Source organism: Pseudomonas sp. L7 (assembly GCF_046605565.1).
Taxonomy (GTDB): Bacteria; Pseudomonadota; Gammaproteobacteria; order Pseudomonadales; family Pseudomonadaceae; genus Aquipseudomonas; species Aquipseudomonas wayambapalatensis.
This window is the reverse complement of the sequence record NZ_CP176784.1, coordinates 1581641-1601921: the sequence shown is the minus strand read 5'-3', so window position 1 is coordinate 1601921 and position 20281 is coordinate 1581641. Positions and strand designations below refer to the sequence as shown.

At 63.2% G+C, this 20281-nt stretch carries 18 protein-coding genes; 10 read left to right on the top strand and 8 right to left on the bottom strand.

Features of this window, described 5'->3' with window-relative positions; translation table 11 throughout:
• Nucleotides 1–10 precede the first annotated feature (10 nt).
• Nucleotides 11–1711: a ShlB/FhaC/HecB family hemolysin secretion/activation protein gene (locus ACK3BK_RS07605; RefSeq protein ID WP_411384034.1), complete on the bottom strand. Its 1701-nt coding sequence runs from the start codon at nt 1709–1711 to the stop codon at nt 11–13.
• Nucleotides 1712–1865: 154 nt separating this feature from the next.
• Here ACK3BK_RS07605 and ACK3BK_RS07600 point away from each other — a divergent pair, with 154 nt between their 5' ends.
• The gene (locus ACK3BK_RS07600; RefSeq protein WP_411384033.1) at nt 1866–2138 is read left to right on the top strand and encodes a hypothetical protein; all 273 of its coding nucleotides are present in this window, start codon (nt 1866–1868) and stop codon (nt 2136–2138) included.
• A gap of 174 nt (nt 2139–2312) precedes the next feature.
• On the opposite strand, the gene ACK3BK_RS07595 is transcribed toward ACK3BK_RS07600, so the two are convergent.
• A complete protein-coding gene (locus tag ACK3BK_RS07595) occupies nt 2313–3635 on the bottom strand; it encodes a DEAD/DEAH box helicase (RefSeq protein ID WP_411384032.1) in 1323 nt (440 codons plus the stop codon).
• A gap of 140 nt (nt 3636–3775) precedes the next feature.
• On the opposite strand from ACK3BK_RS07595, the gene ACK3BK_RS07590 reads away from it, so the two are divergent.
• The 4 genes from ACK3BK_RS07590 to ACK3BK_RS07575 all read left to right on the top strand — a co-directional run bounded on the left by ACK3BK_RS07590 (nt 3776) and on the right by ACK3BK_RS07575 (nt 8976).
• Complete coding sequence (locus tag ACK3BK_RS07590) at nt 3776–5050, top strand: mechanosensitive ion channel family protein (protein WP_411384031.1); 1275 nt, start codon at nt 3776–3778, stop codon at nt 5048–5050.
• A gap of 424 nt (nt 5051–5474) precedes the next feature.
• Complete coding sequence (locus ACK3BK_RS07585) at nt 5475–6719, top strand: MFS transporter (RefSeq protein ID WP_411384030.1); 1245 nt, start codon at nt 5475–5477, stop codon at nt 6717–6719.
• A 7-nt stretch (nt 6720–6726) separates the two neighbouring features.
• The gene (locus ACK3BK_RS07580) at nt 6727–7974 is read left to right on the top strand and encodes an arsenic transporter (protein ID WP_411384029.1); all 1248 of its coding nucleotides are present in this window, start codon (nt 6727–6729) and stop codon (nt 7972–7974) included.
• A gap of 207 nt (nt 7975–8181) precedes the next feature.
• Nucleotides 8182–8976 carry a substrate-binding domain-containing protein gene (locus ACK3BK_RS07575; RefSeq protein ID WP_411384028.1) on the top strand — a complete coding sequence of 265 codons (795 nt, stop codon included), beginning with the start codon at nt 8182–8184 and terminating at the stop codon, nt 8974–8976.
• Between the two features lie 223 nt (nt 8977–9199).
• On the opposite strand, the gene ACK3BK_RS07570 is transcribed toward ACK3BK_RS07575, so the two are convergent.
• The 3 genes from ACK3BK_RS07570 to ACK3BK_RS07560 form a co-directional block, all read right to left on the bottom strand.
• On the bottom strand, nt 9200–10135 hold the full coding sequence (locus tag ACK3BK_RS07570) for an AEC family transporter (protein WP_065861469.1): 936 nt from the start codon (nt 10133–10135) through the stop codon (nt 9200–9202).
• A 7-nt stretch (nt 10136–10142) separates the two neighbouring features.
• A complete protein-coding gene (locus tag ACK3BK_RS07565) occupies nt 10143–11018 on the bottom strand; it encodes a carboxylate/amino acid/amine transporter (protein WP_411384027.1) in 876 nt (291 codons plus the stop codon).
• A gap of 264 nt (nt 11019–11282) precedes the next feature.
• Complete coding sequence (locus ACK3BK_RS07560; protein ID WP_186666871.1) at nt 11283–12332, bottom strand: NAD(P)H-dependent flavin oxidoreductase; 1050 nt, start codon at nt 12330–12332, stop codon at nt 11283–11285.
• 234 nt (nt 12333–12566) lie between these two features.
• Between ACK3BK_RS07560 and ACK3BK_RS07555 the strand changes: the two genes are divergently transcribed.
• A complete protein-coding gene (locus ACK3BK_RS07555; RefSeq protein WP_411384026.1) occupies nt 12567–13454 on the top strand; it encodes a LysR substrate-binding domain-containing protein in 888 nt (295 codons plus the stop codon).
• A 99-nt stretch (nt 13455–13553) separates the two neighbouring features.
• Here ACK3BK_RS07555 and ACK3BK_RS07550 read toward each other — a convergent pair whose 3' ends face one another.
• Nucleotides 13554–14153, bottom strand: a complete 600-nt coding sequence (locus ACK3BK_RS07550; protein WP_186666873.1) for an FMN-dependent NADH-azoreductase — start codon at nt 14151–14153, stop codon at nt 13554–13556.
• A gap of 110 nt (nt 14154–14263) precedes the next feature.
• A complete protein-coding gene (locus tag ACK3BK_RS07545; RefSeq protein WP_054893296.1) occupies nt 14264–14578 on the bottom strand; it encodes a hypothetical protein in 315 nt (104 codons plus the stop codon).
• Between the two features lie 49 nt (nt 14579–14627).
• On the opposite strand from ACK3BK_RS07545, the gene ACK3BK_RS07540 reads away from it, so the two are divergent.
• The 4 genes from ACK3BK_RS07540 to ACK3BK_RS07525 are packed head-to-tail and all read left to right on the top strand — an operon-like array spanning nt 14628 to nt 18816.
• Nucleotides 14628–15551, top strand: a complete 924-nt coding sequence (locus ACK3BK_RS07540) for a LysR family transcriptional regulator (protein WP_186666874.1) — start codon at nt 14628–14630, stop codon at nt 15549–15551.
• Between the two features lie 13 nt (nt 15552–15564).
• Entirely contained in the window at nt 15565–16377 is an 813-nt protein-coding gene (locus ACK3BK_RS07535; protein WP_411384025.1) for an alpha/beta fold hydrolase, read from the top strand.
• Complete coding sequence (locus ACK3BK_RS07530; protein ID WP_186666876.1) at nt 16371–16928, top strand: peptidylprolyl isomerase; 558 nt, start codon at nt 16371–16373, stop codon at nt 16926–16928. The genes ACK3BK_RS07535 and ACK3BK_RS07530 overlap by 7 nt, the downstream gene beginning before the upstream one ends.
• 55 nt (nt 16929–16983) lie before the next feature.
• Nucleotides 16984–18816 (top strand): ABC transporter ATP-binding protein, encoded by a 1833-nt coding sequence (locus ACK3BK_RS07525; RefSeq protein WP_411384024.1) that lies wholly within the window; start codon nt 16984–16986, stop codon nt 18814–18816.
• A gap of 111 nt (nt 18817–18927) precedes the next feature.
• On the opposite strand, the gene ACK3BK_RS07520 is transcribed toward ACK3BK_RS07525, so the two are convergent.
• Nucleotides 18928–20055: a GNAT family N-acetyltransferase gene (locus ACK3BK_RS07520; RefSeq protein WP_411384023.1), complete on the bottom strand. Its 1128-nt coding sequence runs from the start codon at nt 20053–20055 to the stop codon at nt 18928–18930.
• Nucleotides 20056–20281 lie beyond the last annotated feature (226 nt).

The following is a 20281-nucleotide window of genomic DNA, read 5'->3' as shown; positions in this document are numbered from 1 at the left end:
AAAGCACGAATCAGATGAAGAAATCGAGGCGCAGGTATACCGGATGCTCCTTGTCGGGCAGGGCATCCGGGCGTTCGAGGCTGCGGGCAAAAGTCACACTGGCCGCCAGGTGACGGCCCCGGGCGAACAGCTCCAGCGAATGGCTGCTGGCACGGCCATGGCGGTCGCCGTTGTAGCGGTCGTTGCGGATCACACCCAGGTCGTAGCCCAGGCCCATCCCGTATTCGGCAATCACCGGCTGTGCGACGGACCAGGTCACCGGGCGCGTCCAGCGCAGGTCGCTGCGCCAGTAGGCGCCGCTGTCGCCGGACAGCGACTGGTCCTTGAAACCACGCACCGATGACAACCCACCCAGGCTTATGCGCTGAGGGCTGAACAACACGTCTTCGCTGCGCTGGGCGGTAGCCAGGCTGGTGACGCTCAACTGCTCGCCGAATACCTCAAAGCCCTGCACGTAACTGACCGTCGCGGTGTACTTGCGATAGCGCGCGACCGGCTCGCCAGGTCGCGGATTGCCGTTGCCCTGAGCATCGAAGGCACCAATGCCCTCCTGCGTGCCCAGGTCAAGGTTGACGAAGGCCGTGCCCAGGCGCCGACCATGGTTGATGCCGAACTGCGCTTCGCTCAGACGATTGCTGCTGGCTCGCAGCAGGCTGTCTTCGATGTAGTTGCGGGTGCGCAGATGGGCAACGCCCAGGTTGACCGAGGTCTTGCTTGTGGCGTCGCGATGCAGTACACGATCGACGCGCAATTGATGATTCTGGCTGTCGCCGGTCTGTTTGAAGTCGAAGCCGTTGGCCTGGCCTACGGAGCGGTAGTCGGACGCGCTGTAGCTGTACGAGAAGTTCCACCAGCCCCAGGGCAGGCTGTAGGCCAGCACCCCGTTCTTCGCCCCCTTGGTGTGATCGCTGACCACATCGTGGGCACCGCGTAGCACCAACTGGTCGGCCAGGCCCAGCGGGCTATCCCACTCGAAGCCTAGGTTGACCTGCTGCTCGCCAGTGCTGCGTTGGCCTTCGTTGTTGCGCGACAGGGAAGCCCGCCAGGGCTTCTGCGCCTGATTGCGTACCAGCACCTGGCTGCCACCCACCGCCTCGCCAGGGACCAGTTCCATCTGCGCCTTGTTCGAAGGCAGACGGTTGAGTTGGTCGACCATCTGCTCGATCTCACGCAGGTTCAGACGCTCACCGGGCGCGCCGGGAAAAGCCATGGCCAGCTCCCGCTCGCTCAGCCTGCTGTCGGGAGCTGCGCGCAAACTCTCCAGGCGCCCCTCTACCACCAACACCTGCAGATGCCCGGTGGACAGGTCCTGCTGCGGCAAGTAGGCGCGGCTGGTCACTCGGCCACGATCCAGATAATGGTTGGTGATGACCTTGAGGAGCTCGTTGAGCTGGCTGACACCCAGGCACTGACCAATGAACGGCTTGAGCAGGCGCTCGCGCTCGGTCTCGGTGAGGCTGTCGGCACCCTTGAGGGTGATGGTGCGAATGGTGAAGCAGCGGCTGTCATCAGGCGCCGGTACGGCAAACGGCGGCGCCGTGCTGCCGGGCAGGTTGCGCAGCTCTTCGATGCGCCGCTGCTGCTCTTGCAGCAGGCGATCCTGGCGGTCGCGTATAAGATCCTGCTCCAGCGGCGAGGCCGCCAGGGCAGGCATGCTGGCAGTCAGCATGAGAATCGCGCTGCAAAGGCGTGTGCGAAACCCTATCGCCATGTTCCAGTCCCTGGGCGGTGAAAAAGTGGGGACGGAGAATACAGAGATGGCCTTTTGGCGTCAATTTGCCATCACATCAAGGGCAAACAGCTACATGCTGAACCTTTGCTGGCCGGCCAGACTCCACCGATAGACTGCACAAGGAGCAAGCGCCATGAACGTTATATGCCGCATCACCCTGCTCGCCACCCTGTCCTGCGCCCTGCCCGCCTGGGCCTGCACACCGGAAGAAGCCACGCAAAAGCGCGAGGAGCTGGCCAAGCTGGTGACACAATTGACCGAGCAGAGCCCGCAGAAGGCCAAGGAGATCAACGATGAGCTCCAGGGCATGGATCTGGGGACGGCGAGCAAGGACTTGCCGGACAAATGCCAGCTGATCGACAAGCGGGTGAAGGAGTTGAAAGAGGCGGAGCAAAAGGCGGGCTGAATCAAAGCTGCCGTGCACCGCACACCAGTTGTAGGAGCGGCGGTTCGGCGCCCCGACTTGCCCGCGAAAAAGACACAGCGCTGCCTGGCACGGGCTACGCCCGTGTTCGCGGGCAAGCCCGCTCCTACAGGGGTTGGGCTGGCCTTAAGATTTTGAACAATACAGGTTCTGGGGTTACTCCGCCTTCGGCGCGCGCTTCTTCAGCGGTGCCAAGCCGTCCGAGCTGCTCAGCGGCGCGTTCGGGCGCGGCTTGGCGGTCGGCTTGCGCTTGGCGGCGGCCTTTTTGTCGCCGGTCTTCTTGTCGACCTTTTTCTTCTTCGCGCCAACCGCCTTGCCCGAAGCCTTGACCTTCTTCGGCCCGCTGTAGGTGCCCTTGACCTCCTTGATGACGCGGCGCTCGAACTGCTGCTTGAGGTAGCGCTCGATGCTCGACATCAGGTTCCAGTCGTTATGGGTGATCAGCGAGATCGCCAGGCCTTCGCCACCGGCGCGGCCGGTACGGCCCACGCGGTGCACGTACTCGTCACCACTGCGCGGCATGTCGAAGTTGATCACCAGGTCCAGGCCGTCGATGTCCAGGCCACGGGCCGCCACGTCGGTGGCGACCAGTACCTTCGAGCTGCCCTGCTTGAAGCGCTCGATGGCCAGCTTGCGGTCCTTCTGGTCCTTCTCGCCGTGCAGGACGAAGGCCTTCACGTCCTTTGCCACCAGGTGACCGTAGATGCGGTCGGCCAGAGCGCGGGTGTTGGTGAAGATGATCGCCTTGTCGAAGGTCTCGTTGGCCAGCAGCCACTGCACGATCGCTTCTTTATGCTGGTCGTGGTCGGCGGTGATGATCTGCTGACGGGTGCCTTCGGCCAGTTGCGAGACACTGTTGAGCATCAGGTGCTCAGGGTCTTTCAATACCTTGCCGATGATGTCGCGCAGCGCTGCACCGCCAGTGGTGGCGGAGAACAGCAGGGTCTGCTCGCGGTTCTCGCACTCCTTGCACAGGCGCTCCATGTCTTCGGCAAAGCCCATGTCGAGCATGCGGTCGGCTTCGTCGAGGATCATCACCTGCACGTGCGAGAGGTCGAGGTTGCCCGCGTTGAGGTGCTCGAGCAGACGGCCCGGGGTGCCGATCAGCACGTCCGGCACCTTGCGCAGCATCGCGGCCTGCTCCTTGAAGTCTTCGCCGCCAGTGACCAGGCCAGACTTGATGTAGGTGAACTGCGAGAACAGCTGCACCTGCTTGAGGGTCTGCTGGGCCAGCTCGCGGGTCGGCAGCAGGATCAGCGCACGGATCTCGACCCGCGGCCCGCTCAGGTCGACCAGGCGGTTGAGCAGCGGCAGCACGAAGGCTGCGGTCTTGCCGCTGCCGGTCTGCGCCGTGACCCGCAGGTCACGCCCTTGCAGGGCCAGGGGAATGGCCGCCGCCTGCACCGGGGTCGGCTCGACAAATTTAAGCTCGGCCACGGCTTTGAGCAGGCGTTCGTGCAGGGCGAATTGGGAAAACACGGGTGTACCTCAGACAGATGCGGACAATTCGGTTGCATAGGGTAACGTTTTCCGTGGCCAGAGCCGAGTTTCTTTTGGCACCATCGGCGACTTCCGCGCATCGACTGCGCTTCGTTTACTGTGAATATCGGCCTTATCCCATGGACATCCAACGACTCTGGCACGACACCCTCGACCTCTGGGGCGTTCTCGACCAACATCCACTGCTGCACGCGGCCCTCGGCCTTGGCGTGCTGTTGCTGGTGTCGCTGCTGGTAGGCCGCGTGGCACGCCTGCTGGTGGTGCACGTCAGCCGTCTGCTGGCCCGTCAGCCCACGCTCCGGTGGCTCGATGACCTGCGCGACAACAAGGTACTGCAGCGCCTGGCGCAGACCACGCCGTCACTGGTGGTGCAGTTCGGCCTGCGCCTGGTGCCGGAGTTGTCCGATACCGCGCAGCATTTCCTGGGCAACCTTGCGCTGGCCTTCACCCTGCTGTTCATGACCCTGGCGGTGTCGTGCCTGCTCGACGCCCTGCTGGACATCTACGCCCGCACCGAACACGCACGCACCCGCTCGATCAAGGGCTATGTGCAACTGGCGAAGATGGCGCTGTGGGTGTTCAGTGCCATCGTCATCGTCGCCACCCTGATCGACCGCTCGCCGCTGTTGCTGCTGTCGGGCCTGGGTGCAATGTCGGCGGTGCTGCTGTTGGTGTACAAGGATACGTTGCTGTCGTTCGTTGCCAGCGTGCAGTTGACCAGCAACGACATGCTGCACGTTGGCGACTGGATCGAGATGCCCCAGGTCGGCGCCGATGGCGATGTGATCGACATCACCCTGCACACGGTCAAGGTGCAGAACTTCGACAAGACCATCGTCTCCGTCCCCACCTGGCGCCTGATGAGCGAGTCGTTCCGCAACTACCGCGGCATGCAGCAGTCCGGCGGGCGGCGCATCAAGCGCAGCCTGTTCATCGACGCCACAGGCGTGCGTTTTCTCACCCAGGAAGAGGAACAACGCCTGGGCGGCGTGCGCCTGCTCGGCGACTACCTGGCGACCAAGCGCAAGGAGCTGCACGACTGGAACGAGGCCCAGGGCCTGGTCGCCGAACTCTCGGCCAACCGCCGCAAGCTGACCAACATCGGCACCTTCCGCGCCTTCGCCCTCGCCTACCTGCAGAACCACCCCGAGGTGCATCCGGACATGACCTGCATGGTTCGCCAGATGGAGACCGGCGCCGGAGGTGTGCCGCTGGAGATCTACTGCTTTACCCGCACCACGGTGTGGGGCGAGTACGAGAGGATCCAGGGGGATATCTTCGATTACCTGCTGGCGGTGTTGCCGGAGTTTGGGTTGAGTTTGTATCAGCAGCCTAGCGGTAGCGATATGCGCTCAGGGCTGGCGGCGCGGGTCGAGCGGATGAGCGAGGCCTAAAAAGCGCTCCCCCTGTGGATGCGGCGGTTCGGCGCCCCGAATTGCCCCGCGAAAGGGCCGCAAAGCGGCCCTCTGCAATGAAAAGCCGTATCCGATAACCAATGGAAGCTCAAACTCTTGGGTTTCCACCTAAAAGCCGCATAGCAACTCGCGCCTCCCTGCCAGTACTTCGCTTGCGCAACGCGTAGCCGCACTTATCGGTTGCCCATTTAAACCGCAAATAATCTGCATGCTGAGCGATCGTGTGCCGAACCATTTGAGCAAGTCCTATGTCAACGACAGAGCCGCGTACAGATAGGGACGCGCTGGCCTACAGTGCAGGAAGTGCGTTGGACTGATGGGCATCAGACAGCTGCTTTATCAGGCCTGCGCGCGTCCAGTAACTGCCCATCGCGCTCCCCCCTTGTTTTTAGAGACTGCGTCCATGGAACACTCAAGCTTCGCCGCTTCGCACGACCGTGCCCTTGACTGGCTGAACTTCTTCCTGGCTGACGTGCGTGACGGACTCGGCCCCTACCTCGCCATCTACCTACTTGCCGTGCACCAGTGGCAGCCGGCGAGCATTGGCCTGGTGATGAGCCTGGCAGGCATTGCTGCACTGGTGGCGCAAACTCCAGCGGGAGCCTTGATTGACCGCACGACAGCCAAACACGCGGTGGTCGTGACCGCCGCCGTGCTGGTGACCGGCAGTTGCCTGCTGCTGCCTTGGATTTCGTCGTTCGCCGGGGTGGCCTTGACCCAGACGATCGGTGCCATAGCAGGCTCGCTGTTCGCTCCGGCGATTGCCGCCATCTCGCTGGGCATCACAGGCCCCAAGGCCTTTACGCGAAGGGTGGGTCGCAACGAGACGTTCAACCATGCGGGCAATGCCTGCTCAGCATTGCTGGCCGGTGGCTTGGCGTATCTGTTCGGCCCGGTGGTGGTGTTCTATCTCATGGCGGTCATGACCGTAGCCAGCATTGTGGCGATGTGGCGTGTGCCAGCAGCCGCCATTGACCACCAGGTGGCTCGCGGCCTTGTCCATGGTCCGGGTTGTGCTGAAAACCTTGCCAGGTTCAGGGTCCTCCTGCACAACCGCACGCTCTTGGTATTCGCTGTGTGCTGCGCTTTATTCCACTTGGCCAACGCGGCGATGCTGCCGCTGGTGAGCCAGAAGCTATCGCAAGTCGACCTGCGCTTGGCCACGCCACTCACATCCGCCTGCATCGTCGCAGCGCAGTTGGTGATGGTGCCGATGGCGCTGCTCGTGGGGGCAAAGGCCGAGACCTGGGGGCGCAGGCCGTTCCTTCTGGCCGGCTTTTTCATCCTACCGCTGCGCGGAGCCCTGTACGTGGCGTCCGACAATCCCTTCTGGCTGGTTGGCGTGCAATTGCTCGATGGAATCGGCGCAGGCATCTTCGGAGCATTGTTCCCGATCGTGATCAAGGACTTGACCGAAGGCACCGGGCGCTTCAATTTCAGCCTTGGCGCGCTGACGGCGGTGTTCGGACTGGGCGCTGCGCTCAGCCCTGGGATTGCCGGGCTGGTTGTTCAAGCAGCCGGCTACGATGCGGCATTCCTGACCTTGGCCGGCATTGCCGCGGTCGCCTTCGCAATAGTGCTGATGGCGCTGCCTGAGACTCACCCGCGCGTCGCACCATCGTCCCTGCCTACCCCTGCCGGAAACTAGACGCCTCATGCCTTACAGCGAAAATGCCTCGATCATCTGGACGGTAGCCGCTCTGGCAACCTGCGGTGTCATCCTGCGCCCATGGCGGATCCCGGAATACGTCTGGGCCATGGGCGGTGCGCTGCTACTGACAGGCCTGGGCCTGATCACACCGCGCAGCGCTCTGGCGGCAGTGGCCGAAGGCGGCGATGTGTACCTCTTCCTGATCGGCATGATGGTACTGGCCGAGCTTGCACGCCAGGAGGGGCTGTTCGACTGGCTGGCCCGCTACGCGGTCCGCCACGCCCGAGGTTCGGGGCAAAGACTGTTCGACCTGGTATTTCTGGTGGGCACGCTAGTCACCGTGTTCCTGTCCAACGATGCAACGGCGGTGGTGTTGACTCCCGCGGTGTATGCGGCGTGCAAGGCTGCCAAGGCCGAGCCCTTGCCCTACCTGTTGATCTGCGCCTTCATCGCCAACGCCGCCAGTTTCGTGCTGCCGATTTCCAACCCGGCCAACCTGGTAGTCTTCGGCAGCCAGATGCCCCCGCTACTGGAGTGGCTGAGGCAGTTCAGTTTGCCATCGCTTGCGGCAATCGCTGTGACCTATCTGGTGCTGCGCCTGACCCAACGCCGGCAGATCCGCCAACCGCTGACCCTGAATGTGGATAACCAGCCGCTGTCTCTGGGTGCCCGTCTATGCGCAGTGGGCATCGTGCTCACGGCAATTCTGCTGCTGGGGGCCTCAGCGCTGGACCGGGCACTAGGCCTGCCGACCTTCTGTGCCGGCGTGGCAACCACAGCACTGATCCACTTACGCCAGCGGCGCAGCCCGATGCCTGTGCTACGCCATGTAGCGTGGGGTGTGCTGCCGTTGGTGGCGGGCTTGTTCATACTGGTCGAAGCTGTCGCCCAGACCGGCCTGATAGTGCAGCTTGCCCAGGGGCTGGCTGCTCTGGCCGCAGACTCGACGATCGGGGCCAGTTGGGTGGGAGGCGTGGGCGTGGCCATCGCCAGCAACCTGATGAACAACTTGCCGACTGGACTGATAGCCGGGTCCATGGGGTCGCTGGTGGCCCTGCCGCAGCAGGTGACCGCTGCGCTGCTGATCGGCGTCGACCTGGGACCGAACCTGTCGATTACCGGATCACTGGCCACCCTTTTGTGGTTGGTGGCGATCCGTCGCGAAGGGGCGCATGTCAGCGCCTGGAACTTTTTGCGCCTAGGGGTGCTGGTGATGCCGCCTGCACTTGCAGCAGCACTGCTGGCGCTATAGCGTCGGGACCCGTGCAGGGGCAGCTTGATGGCGGCGAGCGGCCCCAGACGATTTTTGGGGGGAATACAGCGCATCCACGAAGCTCAACTTTCTACCTGTAGATGCCATTGGTGGGGAGAAAGTAAAACATTCTTAATCGCTGATTAATCACAACTTTGAGTTTCGCCCAGGTAGGATTTTGCGCGTATACCTGTGGAGAAAGCTCCGATGTTCCGAATGCTGTTTTGTGCCACCCTCTTAACCACTTCATTCGCCTGCTCGGCTGCTGACGTTGTACACGGCGGTAAGGAAACACTGACCGTTCTGAGTTCCGGCGGGATCATGGGCGCCATCCGCGAAGTAGCGCCAGCGTATGAGAAGAAATATGGCGTGAAGCTGGAAATTCTAGCCGCCCCATCGATGGGGGATACCCCACAGGCCATCCCAAACAGACTCGCTCGTGGTGAGCAGGCGGATGTTGTGCTGATGGTTGGTTCGGCCCTCGACAACTTGGTCGCCAGTGGACAAGCCGACAAAACGAGTCGAATCGATCTCGGAAAATCTTTCATTGCCATGGCCGTTCGCAAAGGTGAACCGAAGCCAGACATAAGCACCATGCAGACCTTACGCAAAGTGCTGCAAGATAGCAGCTCTGTCGCTTACTCCGACAGCGCAAGCGGGGTATATCTTTCCAAGACGCTGTTCCCTCGCATGCAGCTTGGTGAACAGTTCGAGTCGAAGGCTCACATGATACCTGCCGAGCCCGTAGGCGCAGTGATCGCTCGTGGCCAAGCACAGATCGGCTTTCAACAGCTAAGTGAGCTTAAGCCAGTAAAAGGTATCGACATCGTTGGTCTGATCCCGGCAGAAGCGCAGAAAATGACCCTGTATTCGGGCGCTGTCATCAACAAGAGCCAGCATCACGCCGCAGCCCAGGCGCTGCTCGATTACCTGGCCTCACCAGAAGCCGACGCAGCGATCAAAGATAGTGGCTTGACGCCGCTACCCCATCCAGCAAGCTGACGACACGCGCCGACATTGACCACGCGGCTACGCAAGACACGACGGTCTCGCCTCAGCCTTCGCTGCGCGCGTGTCGGCTTTGGGTCGAGAGCATTCAGTCACGGTCAGCAAGCCGCCGCTCTCGGCCAACCCTATTTCAGTTGGCCGCATAGACTCGCTGAATTGCGCGTATCCTCGGCCGGTCCTACAGGCGCGGGCTTGTCCCGCGATCATCCCGTAGCAGTCAGCCCGCCACACCCAGCAGGTACATGAGCCCGGTCAGGGTCAGCAGCGAAGCCACCGTAGACAGCAGGATGGTGCGCGAAATGAGCCCCGCCTCACGGTTGTAGTACTCAGCCAACATAAATGGCCCGGTCCCGGTCGGCAGCGCCGCCAGCAGCACCGCCGAGGTCGCCCACATGGTCGGCAGGCTGAACACCTTGAAGGCCAGCACCCAGGTCAGCGCCGGTTGCCCGACCAGCTTGAGCCCCACCAGCGGCCAGGGGCTGGCCTGCGCGCCGCTGCGTTTCTGCGCCAGGAATGCGCCCAGCGACACCAGCGCGCAAGGCGTGGTGGCCAGGGCGAGCATGTCGAGAAAATGCATCACAGGCTCCGCCAGGCCCAGGCCGGACATGGCCCAGGCGGCGCCGGCCAGTGGCGAAATCACCAGCGGGTTCTTCGCCAGCGCCTTGGCCACCAGCATTACGGCGCGGCCGATCTGGCGTTCTTCCTGCAGGCCGATCTCGATCAGGGTCAGGGAAATCGCGAACACCAGGCAGACCACGATCAGCGATGAGATCAGCGCCGGTTGCAGCCCCGGCTGGCCGAACAGCAACAGGCACAGCGGGATGCCGATGTAGCCGGTGTTGGCATAGCCCGCACTCAGGCCATCGATGCTCGAAGCCACCAGGCTGTGGCCGCTGAACAGGCGCCAAGCGAGGGTGATGAAGAACATTGCCAGCGCGCCGGCACCGAAGGCGACGATGAAGCCGGGGTGCCAGATTTCGCTCCAGGTCGCGGTGGCGGTCACCTTGAACAGCAGCGCCGGCAGGCACAGCCAGACCACCATGCGATTGATTTCGGCAGCGGCCTGCTCGCCGAGCTTGCCAGTCTTGCGGCACAGGTAGCCGACCAGGATCAGCGCAAAGATCGGCGCGACGATGACCAGGATGGTATGCATGGACGCCTCAGGCCTTGCCGACCAGCGCGGGGGTGCGACGGTCGCCCAGCCGGCTCAGCCACACCGAGGCGAGGATCACCGCACCGCCGATGAACAACCGCCCCAGCGGTTCGTGCTGGTTCCAGATCAGCAGGTTGAGCAGCAGGCCCACCGGCACGTGCAGGTTGTTCATCACCGCCAGGGTGCCGCCGGAAACCAGGCAGGCGCCCTTGTTCCACCAATACAACCCCAGCGCGGTCGGGCATAGGCCGAGGAACAGCAGCACCAGCCATTGCACGTCGGTGCTCGGCAGGTGCTGGGCGTTGCCGAACAGCAGGAAGGCCGGCAGCACGACGATCAGCGCGCCCAGGTAGAAGTAGCCAAAGCGCTTGTAGTGCGGCAGGTCGCTGGGGTGGCGGGCAATCAGGTGGCGGTACAGGACCTGCCCGGCGGCGTAGGTGAAGTTGGCCAGCTGCAGGAGCAGGAAGCCCATGAAGAACTCGCCGCTGATGCTGTCGAAGCGGATCACCGCTGCGCCGGCCACCGCGACCAGCGCCGCAAGCAGCGCCCAAGGGTTGAAGCGGCGGTTCAGTGCATCTTCGATGAGGGTGACGTGCAGCGGGGTGAGGATGGTGAACAGCAGCACTTCAGGCACGGTGAGCACGCGAAAGCTCAGGTACAGGCAGACATAGGTGATGCCGTACTGCAGCGCACCGATCAGCAGCATCGAGCGCATGAAGCGCGGCTCGACCTGGCGCCAGCGGGTCAGCGGCAGGAACACCAGCCCTGCCAGCAGCACCCGCGCCAGCACGGCGAAATAGCTGTCGACATGGCCGGCCAGGTATTCGCCGATCAGGCTGAAGGAAAACGCCTGGATCAGCGCGACGATAATCAGGTAGCCCATGGTTGCCTCTCGTGGATCAAGGCGGCGACCTTAGCGGGTAGGGGGTGGTCTGGGCAACCGGGAGGAGGATGAAGATGCGGCGGTGGATGGCACCGGCTGTGCCGGTGTTCGCGGGCAAGCCCGCTCCCACAACTCACATCCATGAGTGCCACCGCTTTTGTAGGAGCGGGCTTGCCCGCGAACACCGGCGAAGCCGGTGCCATCCACCGCGGCGCCCTTTTCGCGGGCAAGTCGGAGCGCCGAACCGCCCACAAATCTTGCCTGTCAGCGCTGCGCGTCGAACTCGGCCATCAGCACCTCGACCAGCTGCGCGGCCGGCAGGGCGCGCGCCCGGTGGGCGCCGGTACCGGCCCATTGTGCGGCGAAGTCGCTGCAGCCCTGGGCAGTCGCCACGCTATTGAGTGCCTTGTTGGCATCGTAGGCGCGGGGATAATCCGGCACGCCCGCAGCACTCTTCACCTCGAACGCCCGGTTGACCATACCCCGCGCAGGCCGTCCGGAAATTGCGCTGGTGATCTGCGTCTGCCGCGCCCGTGGTCCGCTCAGCGCCTCACGGTAGGCCGCGTTGGCCGACGATTCCGGGCACAGCAAGAACGCTGTACCCAACTGCGCCGCACAGGCGCCCTGCGCGAACGCCTTGGCGATGTCTGTGCCATCCATGATTCCGCCAGCTGCGATGATCGGCAGTCGAACCTGCTCGGCCAACAGGCGCACCAACTCCAGCGTGCTCGATTCGTCGTCATGCTCAGGATCGAATATCCCGCGATGACCACCCGCCTCGTAACCCTGGGCGATCAGTGCATCGACCCCTGCTTGCTGCACTTGGAGCGCCTCGTCCACGCAGGTCACGCAGGCCAGTAGCACGATACCGGCCGCCTTCAGCGCCTCGATGAACGACTGCGGCGGCAGGCCAAAATGAAAACTCACCACTGCCGGTTTTTCTTCCAGCAGCATCTGCAGCATCTCGGGGTCTTCGACGAACGAGCGATAGATTTCCCGCAGGCCCTTCGGCGGCTGGGCCTGGAACTCGGCAAAGCGCGCTTCGAGCGCCTGCAGCCAGGCGTCCTCGCGCACGTCATCTCGCAGCGCCGGGCGGTGGCAGAACAGATTGACGTTGAACGGTTGTTGGGTCAGCGCGAAGGTTTCGCGTATGTACTGGCGAGCCTGCTCGACCGAGCTCGCGCCGATCGCGATCGACCCCAAACCACCCGCATTCGATACCGCCGCCGCCAGCGCTGGCGTAGAAACGCCCGCCATGGGCGCCTGGATGATGGGGAAACGGACGTTCAGCAAAGCCTGGATGTCAGTGGTCATGGAGGTTGCTCATCATGGGTTGCTCATGGCGGGTGCGCATGTCCGTTGGCGGGGAGCGAGCCCAGAGTTGACCTTAAGCGCACCCATGAATTTTCACAAATGATGATAAATGATGAATTCCATCACTGATCGTGAACCAGCAGTCTGGCCCGGTCGCCTCCAAGCCACTGGAAAACCGATCATGAAATGATGCATAAACACCCCATCAATCATCATCAGTGATAGGTAGACCCCATGGAAATGCGCCAGTTGAAGATCTTCTGCGCCGTGGCCGAGCTGGGCAGTTTCACCGCGGCTGCGGTCAGGATCAACACCGTGCAATCCAACGTGACCATGCGCATCAAGGAGCTCGAGACAGAGCTCAAGCGCGAGCTGTTCATCCGCAGAAAATCCGGCGTCGTGCTCACGGTCGCGGGCGAGACGTTTCTCGGGTATGCCCGGCGCATCCTGCAACTGACCGAAGAAAGCCGCAGCGCCCTGCTCGATACCGGTGTACCCAACGGCCCGCTGCGCCTGGGCTCGATGGAGACCACTGCCGCCATTCGCCTGCCGAAGATCCTCACCCGCTACCGCGAGCAGCATCCCGATGTGCAACTGTCGTTGCTCACCGGCACCACTGCCGAACTGATCAAGGCCATCGAGTCCCACCGGATCGATGGCGCTTTCGTCGGAGGGTTTCACCAGAATCCGATGCTTGCCCAGCAAGAGGTGTTCAGCGAGGAACTGGTGCTGGTCAGCAGCGACCAGTTCGATTCGCTCGACACCTTGATGGCGCGAATGCCCTCGCAGACAGTGCTGGTGTTTCGCAGCGGCTGCTTCTACCGATCGACGCTGGAGAACTGGTTCTATCGGATGGGCCTGGTGCCCAACCAGATCATGGAAATGGGCAGCCTGGATGGCATCCTCACCTGCGTCTCGGCCGGAATGGGCGTGACTCTGTTGCCCAAGTCGGTGACGCAGAACTGCAGCGTGCGCCATGCGATTCGCTGCCATGAACTACCCGCGGAATTCTCCCGCGTGTCCACGGTGTTCATCCGTCGCCAGGATTCGCTGCCGACCTCGGCGATGAGCGCCTTCATGGAGCTGGCGCAGCAGCGCAGGGACGCGGCGGACCTGCACTGAGCCTGGCGCAAAAAAAAGCCCGGCCATTCGCATGACCGGGCACATACACCCAAAGGAGCAACAGGTGTCAGGGTTGGGAATTCGTGGACGCCTCGCGCCTCAAGCCACTGCGGCGAGCTTCGCCTTGGCCTGGTTCAGCCCCTTCTCGTGGAAGTCGCCGCTCATGTTCAGGCCCTCGGCGTGAATGAAGTTCACCTCGTGGATCCCGATGAAGGCCATCACTTGGCGCAGGTAGGGTTCCTGGTGATCGCTGGCAGCGCCGGTGTGGATACCGCCGCGGGCAGTCAGGACGATCGCACGCTTGCCGTTGAGCAGCCCCTGCGGGCCGGTCGGGGTGTACTTGAAGGTGATGCCGGCACGCAGCACATGGTCGAGCCAGGCCTTGAGTGTGCTGGGGATGGCGAAGTTGTACATGGGCGCCGCCATCACCAGCACATCGGCGGCCAGCAACTCATCGGTCAGCTCGTTGGAGCGGGCCAGCGCATCGATTTCAGCCGCGCTGCGCTGCTCTTCAGGCTTCATCCAGCCGCCGAGCAGGTTGGCGTCCAGGTGCGGCACCGGGTTGACCGCCAGGTCGCGTACCTTGATCTCGTCGGCAGGATGCGCCGCTTGCCACTGCTGGATGAAGTCACGGGTCAGTTGACGGGAAACGGAATCCTGTTGGCGGGCGCTGCTTTCGATGATCAGTACGCGGGACATGGGGTGCCTCCATCGGCAAATAGGGTTGCGATTCGATGGAGGTGAGATTAAGACTTGACCTATCGATAAAAAAGCGTAAAAAGTGGGTTCAATCTATCGATTAATTGGTTTTATTCCGGTTTGCAGCTCAGGTCGATGCGCAGCTTGATGATCTGCCGGTTGAACTTGGCCGTCACATCCACGCTCTTGCCGGCCGGCACATTGACCCGACGCACCCTCGGCGCTTCGGGGCCATTGCGCATGGTGACCTTGCAGGCAGCCGGCACCTGCCCGTAGTTGTTCAGGCTGATGCTGCCGATGTCGTAGGCGGTGTCGTACGCGGTGTAGTCGAGCTTGACCCCTTCGATCTCCTTCTGCACATCGATGGGATAGGCCATGGCGCTCAGGGGCAGGGACGTCAGCAGTACCGCAAACCATTTCTTCATTTCGCGCTCTCCTTGTGATGAGCGCAGCTTAGGACAACAGGAGCCGAAGATGAAAGCGCCGCGCGTGACCCTGGATCAGTGGCGAACCCTGCAGGCAGTGGTCGATCACGGCGGCTTCGCCCAGGCCGCCGAAGCCCTGCATCGCTCGCAGTCCTCGGTGAGCTACACCGTGGCGCGCATGCAGGAGCAACTGGGCGTGCCGCTGCTACGCATCGACGGGCGCAAGGCGGTACTGACCGAGGCCGGCAGCGTGCTGCTGCGTCGCTCGCGGCACCTGGTCAAACAGGCCAGCCAGCTCGAAGACCTGGCTCACCACATGGAACAGGGCTGGGAGGCCGAAGTGCGCCTGGTGGTCGACGCCGCCTACCCCAGCGCCCGGCTGGTGCGCGCACTGAGCGCGTTCATGCCGCAGAGCCGCGGCTGCCGTGTGCGCCTGCGTGAAGAAGTGCTGTCCGGGGTCGAGGAAGTACTGCACGAAGGCATCGCCGACCTTGCCATCAGCAGCTTCAACATTCCCGGCTACCTGGGCGCCGAGCTGAGCGCGGTGGAGTTCGTCGCCGTCGCCCACCCCGAGCACAGCCTGCATCGCCTGGGCCGAGAGATCACGTTCCAGGACCTGGAAAGCCAGTTGCAGGTGGTGATTCGCGACTCCGGCCGCAGCCAGCCACGCGACGTCGGCTGGCTGGGTGCCGAACAGCGCTGGACCGTCGGCAGCCTGGGCACCGCGGCGACCTTCGTCGGCAGCGGCCTGGGCTTTGCCTGGCTGCCCCGGCACATGATCGAACGCGAACTGCGCGAGGGCCTGCTAAAGCCTCTGCCGCTCGATCAGGGTGGCAGTCGACACCCGCTGTTCTACCTTTACTCGAGCAAGGAAAAGACCTTGGGTCCGGCCACGCAGATCCTCATCGAGCTGCTGCGCAATTTCGACACCGCGCCACTGGACGTGCCCTTCGCAGCCCCCCCGCAAGCCTGAGAGGACCGCGCCCATGGCCTGTTTCGAACGTGACGGATGCCTGCTGCACTATGAGGAACATGGCCAGGGCGAGCCTCTGGTACTGCTGCACGGGCTCGGTTCGAGCAGCCAGGACTGGGAGCTGCAGGTCCCGGAGCTGAGCCGTCACTATCGGGTGATCCTGATGGACATTCGCGGCCACGGCCAGTCGGCCAAGCCTCGCCACGGCTACCAGATCAAGACCTTCAGCGAAGACTTGCTGGCCATGCTCGACCATCTGGACACCGGCCCGGTGCACTTCGTGGGCTTGTCCATGGGCGGCATGGTCGGTTTCCAGTTTGCCGTCGACCATCCGCACAGGCTGCGCAGCCTGTGCATCGTCAACAGCGCCCCCGAGGTCAAGCGCCACAACCTCGAACACTGGATCTGGTGGGCCAAGCGCTGGAGCCTGGCACGCCTGCTCAGCGTCGAGACGGTCGGCCAGGGCCTGGCCGCGCGCCTGTTCCCCAAACCCGAGCAAGGCGAACTGCGCCGCAAGATGGCCGAGCGCTGGGCGCGCAACGACAAGCGCGCTTACCTCAAGAGCTTCGACGCCATCGTCGACTGGGGTGTGCAGGAACGCATCGGGCAGATCCCGTGTCCGACACTGGTGATCGCCGCCGACCACGATTACACCCCGATACAACAGAAAGCGCGCTACGTTGCCCTGATGCCCCATGCGACACTGGCGGTCATCGAGGATTCGCGGCACGCTACGCCCCTGGACCAACCCGAGGTCTTCAACCAGACCCTGCTGCGTTTCCTCGCAGCCGCATCCACCTCTCAAGGATCATTGAGCCCATGCTGAAGAAACTCCTGCTGACCGCCTGCTCGTTCGCCTTCGCTGCCAGCGTCATGGCGTCCGACAAGACCCCTCACGTGCTGCTGACTACCAGCTTCGGCGATGTCGAGATCGAACTGAACGCCGAAAAAGCCCCCATCAGTACGAAGAACTTCCTGGAGTACGTCGACAGCGGTTTCTATAACAATACGATCTTCCACCGCGTGATCCCGGGCTTCATGGTCCAGGGCGGCGGCTTCACCGACCAGATGGTACAGAAGAGCACCAAGGATCCGATTCGCAACGAAGCCAGCAACGGCCTGCAGAACACGCGCGGCACGCTGTCGATGGCCCGCACCTCGGATCCGAATTCGGCCACCAGCCAGTTCTTCATCAACGTGGCCGACAACGACTTCCTCAACCCTGGTCGTGACCGCGGCTACGCCGTGTTCGGCAAGGTGACCAAGGGCATGGAGGTGGTCGACCAGATCGTCAACTCCCCCACCACCGTCAAGAAAGGCATGCGCGATGTACCGGCCGATCCGGTCTACATCAAGTCGGCCAAACGTATCGATTGATCGCGGGTCTCACAGGATGTGACGCCGCCCGCGAGCGGGATCAACAGGAGTTTCCATGCTGTACCGTCGCTTCGAACAACTGATCGACATCTTCCGTGAGGCGCCCAGCGAGGCGCCGCCGAGCACGGTCTGGCCGTTCTACCTGTACTACTTGCGCCAGGTCTGGCCGAGCTTTCTCGCCTTGCTGGTGGTCGGCCTGGTCGCCTCGCTGATCGAGGTGGCCTTGTTCAGCTACCTGAGCCGGATCATCGACCTGGCCCAGGGCACGCCCAACGTCAACTTCTTCAGTGAGCACAGCGGCGAGCTGATCTGGATGCTGGTGGTGGTCCTGTTGCTGCGGCCGGTGTTCTTCGGCCTGCACGACCTGCTGGTGCACCAGACCATCAACCCGGGGATGACCAGCCTGATCCGCTGGCAGAACCACACCTATGTGCTCAAGCAGAGCCTGAACTTCTTCCAGAGCGACTTCGCCGGGCGCATCGCCCAGCGCATCATGCAGACCGGCAACTCGCTGCGCGACTCGGCGGTGCAGGCGGTGGATGCGCTGTGGCACGTGCTGATCTACGCGATCAGCTCGCTGGTGCTGTTTGCCGAGGCCGACTGGCGCCTGATGATTCCGCTGCTGGTCTGGATCGTCGGCTATATCGCCGCGCTCTACTACTTCGTGCCGCGGGTCAAGGAACGCTCGGTGGTGTCCTCGGACGCACGCTCCAAACTGATGGGGCGGATCGTCGATGGCTACACCAACATCGCCACCCTCAAGCTGTTCGCCCACACGGACTACGAACAGCAGTACGCCCGCGAGGCGATCAGCGAACAGACCGAGAAGACGCAACTGGCCTCACGCGTCATCACCAGTATGGATGTGGTGATCACCACCCTCAACGGCCTGCTCGTGGTCGCCACCACCGGCCTTGCCCTGTGGCTCTGGAGCCAGTCGCTGATCAGCGTCGGCGCCATTGCCCTGGCCACGGGCCTGGTGATCCGTATCGTCAACATGTCCGGCTGGATCATGTGGGTGGTCAATGGCATCTTCGAAAACATCGGCATGGTCCAGGATGGCTTGCAGACCATTGCCCAGCCGGTCTCGGTCATCGACACGCCCAATGCCCCGGCATTGAAGGTCAGCCGTGGCGGCGTACGTTTCGACGATGTCGACTTCCACTACGGCAAGGGTGGCAAGGTCATCGATGGGCTGAACCTGGATATTCGCCCGGGCGAGAAGATCGGCCTGATCGGCCCGTCCGGTGCGGGCAAGTCCACGCTCGTCAACCTGCTGCTGCGCCTGTACGACGTGCAGGGCGGGCGCATCCTCATCGATGGTCAGGATATCGCCCAGGTCAACCAGGCCAGCCTGCGTGCGCAGATCGGCATGATCACCCAGGACACCTCGCTGCTGCACCGCTCGATCCGCGACAACCTGCTGTATGGCCGGCCGGACGCGAGCGACGAGGAAGTCTGGGAGGCCGTGCGCCGCGCCCGGGCCGACGAGTTCATCCCGCAGTTGTCCGACGCCCAGGGCCGCACCGGCTTCGACGCCCATGTAGGCGAGCGCGGGGTCAAGCTCTCCGGCGGCCAGCGCCAGCGCATCGCCATTGCCCGCGTGCTGTTGAAGAATGCGCCGATCCTGATCATGGATGAAGCGACCTCGGCGCTGGACTCGGAAGTCGAGGCAGCGATCCAGGAGAGCCTGGAAACCCTGATGCAGGGCAAGACCGTGATCGCCATCGCCCACCGCCTGTCGACCATCGCCCGGATGGACCGTCTGGTAGTGCTGGAGAAGGGGCGTATCGTCGAAAGCGGCAGCCACGCCGAGCTGCTGGCCCAGCAAGGGCTGTATGCGCGGTTGTGGCATCACCAGACCGGCGGGTTCGTCGGGGTGGATTGAGGGGTTCTAACCGGCCAGGTAGCGCGTTGCACTGACGGACAGCGCGGTACCTGTGGGAGCGGCGGTGCGGCGATCCGACTTGCCCCGCGATAGTGCCGGCACAGCCCCCACTCAACCCCGCCGATACGGCAGCATCTCCCGTGCCTGCTCGGCATACGCCCTCACCCCGTCTCGCTCCTGAGCCAGAAACTCATCCACCGCCCGCCGCAGCCCAGCATGGCGCAAGTAGTGCCACGAACGCGTCAGCACCGGCTCGAACCCGCGGATCAGCTTGTGCTCCCCCTGGGCACCGGCGTCGAACCGATGCAGCCCCTCGGCAATCGCGTAATCCATGCCCTGGTAGAAGCAGGTCTCGAAATGCAGGCGGTCGAATTCGTCCAGGCAGCCCCAGTAGCGACCGTAGAAACTGTCGCCCCCGACCAGGCTCAAGGCCATGGCCACGTCGCGGCCGTTCTGCCGTGCGACCACCACCCGCAGCGCCTCGGGCATGCGCTCGGCCAGCAGGCTGAAGAACTCACGGGTCAGGTAGGGCGCACGTCGTCGCACCGCATAGGTGTTGGCATAGCAGCGGTAGACGAAATCCCAGCGCGCCTGGTCCAGCTCATCGCCGCGCAGCCACTGGAAGTCGATGCCCTGTCCGGTCACCTGCTCGCGCTCCTTGCGCATCTGCTTGCGCTTGCGCGAGCTGAGGGTGTCGAGAAAGTCCTGAAAATCCCGATAACCACGGTTGCGCCAGTGGAACTGGCAGCCCAGGCGCTCCATCCAGCCCGGCTGGCCGAGCATCTGCTCGTCCAGGCTGCTGTCGGTGAAGTTGATGTGCGCACCGGACAGTTCACCCTTGACCAGGTACTCCGGCAATGCCTGCAGCAACAGCAGGGCGTCGGCAGGGTCTGCGCTCAGCAGGCGAGGCCCACTGACCGGGCTGAACGGCACCGCCCCGAGCAGCTTGGGGTAATAGGCGATACCCGCACGCTCACAGGCATCGGCCCAGCCGTGGTCGAACACGTACTCACCGAACGAATGCCATTTGCGGTACGCAGGCAGCAACGCCCGCACCTCGCCATCGCGCTCCAGCACCAGGTGCTCGGCGGCCCAGCCGGTCTGGCGGCTGACGCTGCCACTGTCCTCCAGCGCGCTGAGGAAAGCATGGCGCAGAAACGGCTGGCCGGCGGGCACGAGCGCGTCCCAGGACAGTGCCGGAAGGTCACGCAGGTGGGCAAGACTGTAGAGGCTGGTCACGACTTCGGCTCCCTGAACACAGGTCGCCAGTATCGCCAAAGGCGCCGGTTCGCTCAAATGACGACGACCGTGCTTATAACCAAGTGAGTAATTACTTAACAGCAGTGCCACTAAATAGACATTATTCTGTAATCCCCCCTCGCAATACTTGCGCCTGTTTTTCGGATGCCGAGAACCTGTCTAGTCAGGCCTTTTCCGGAGACATGCCAACTTGGGGGTGGGCGCA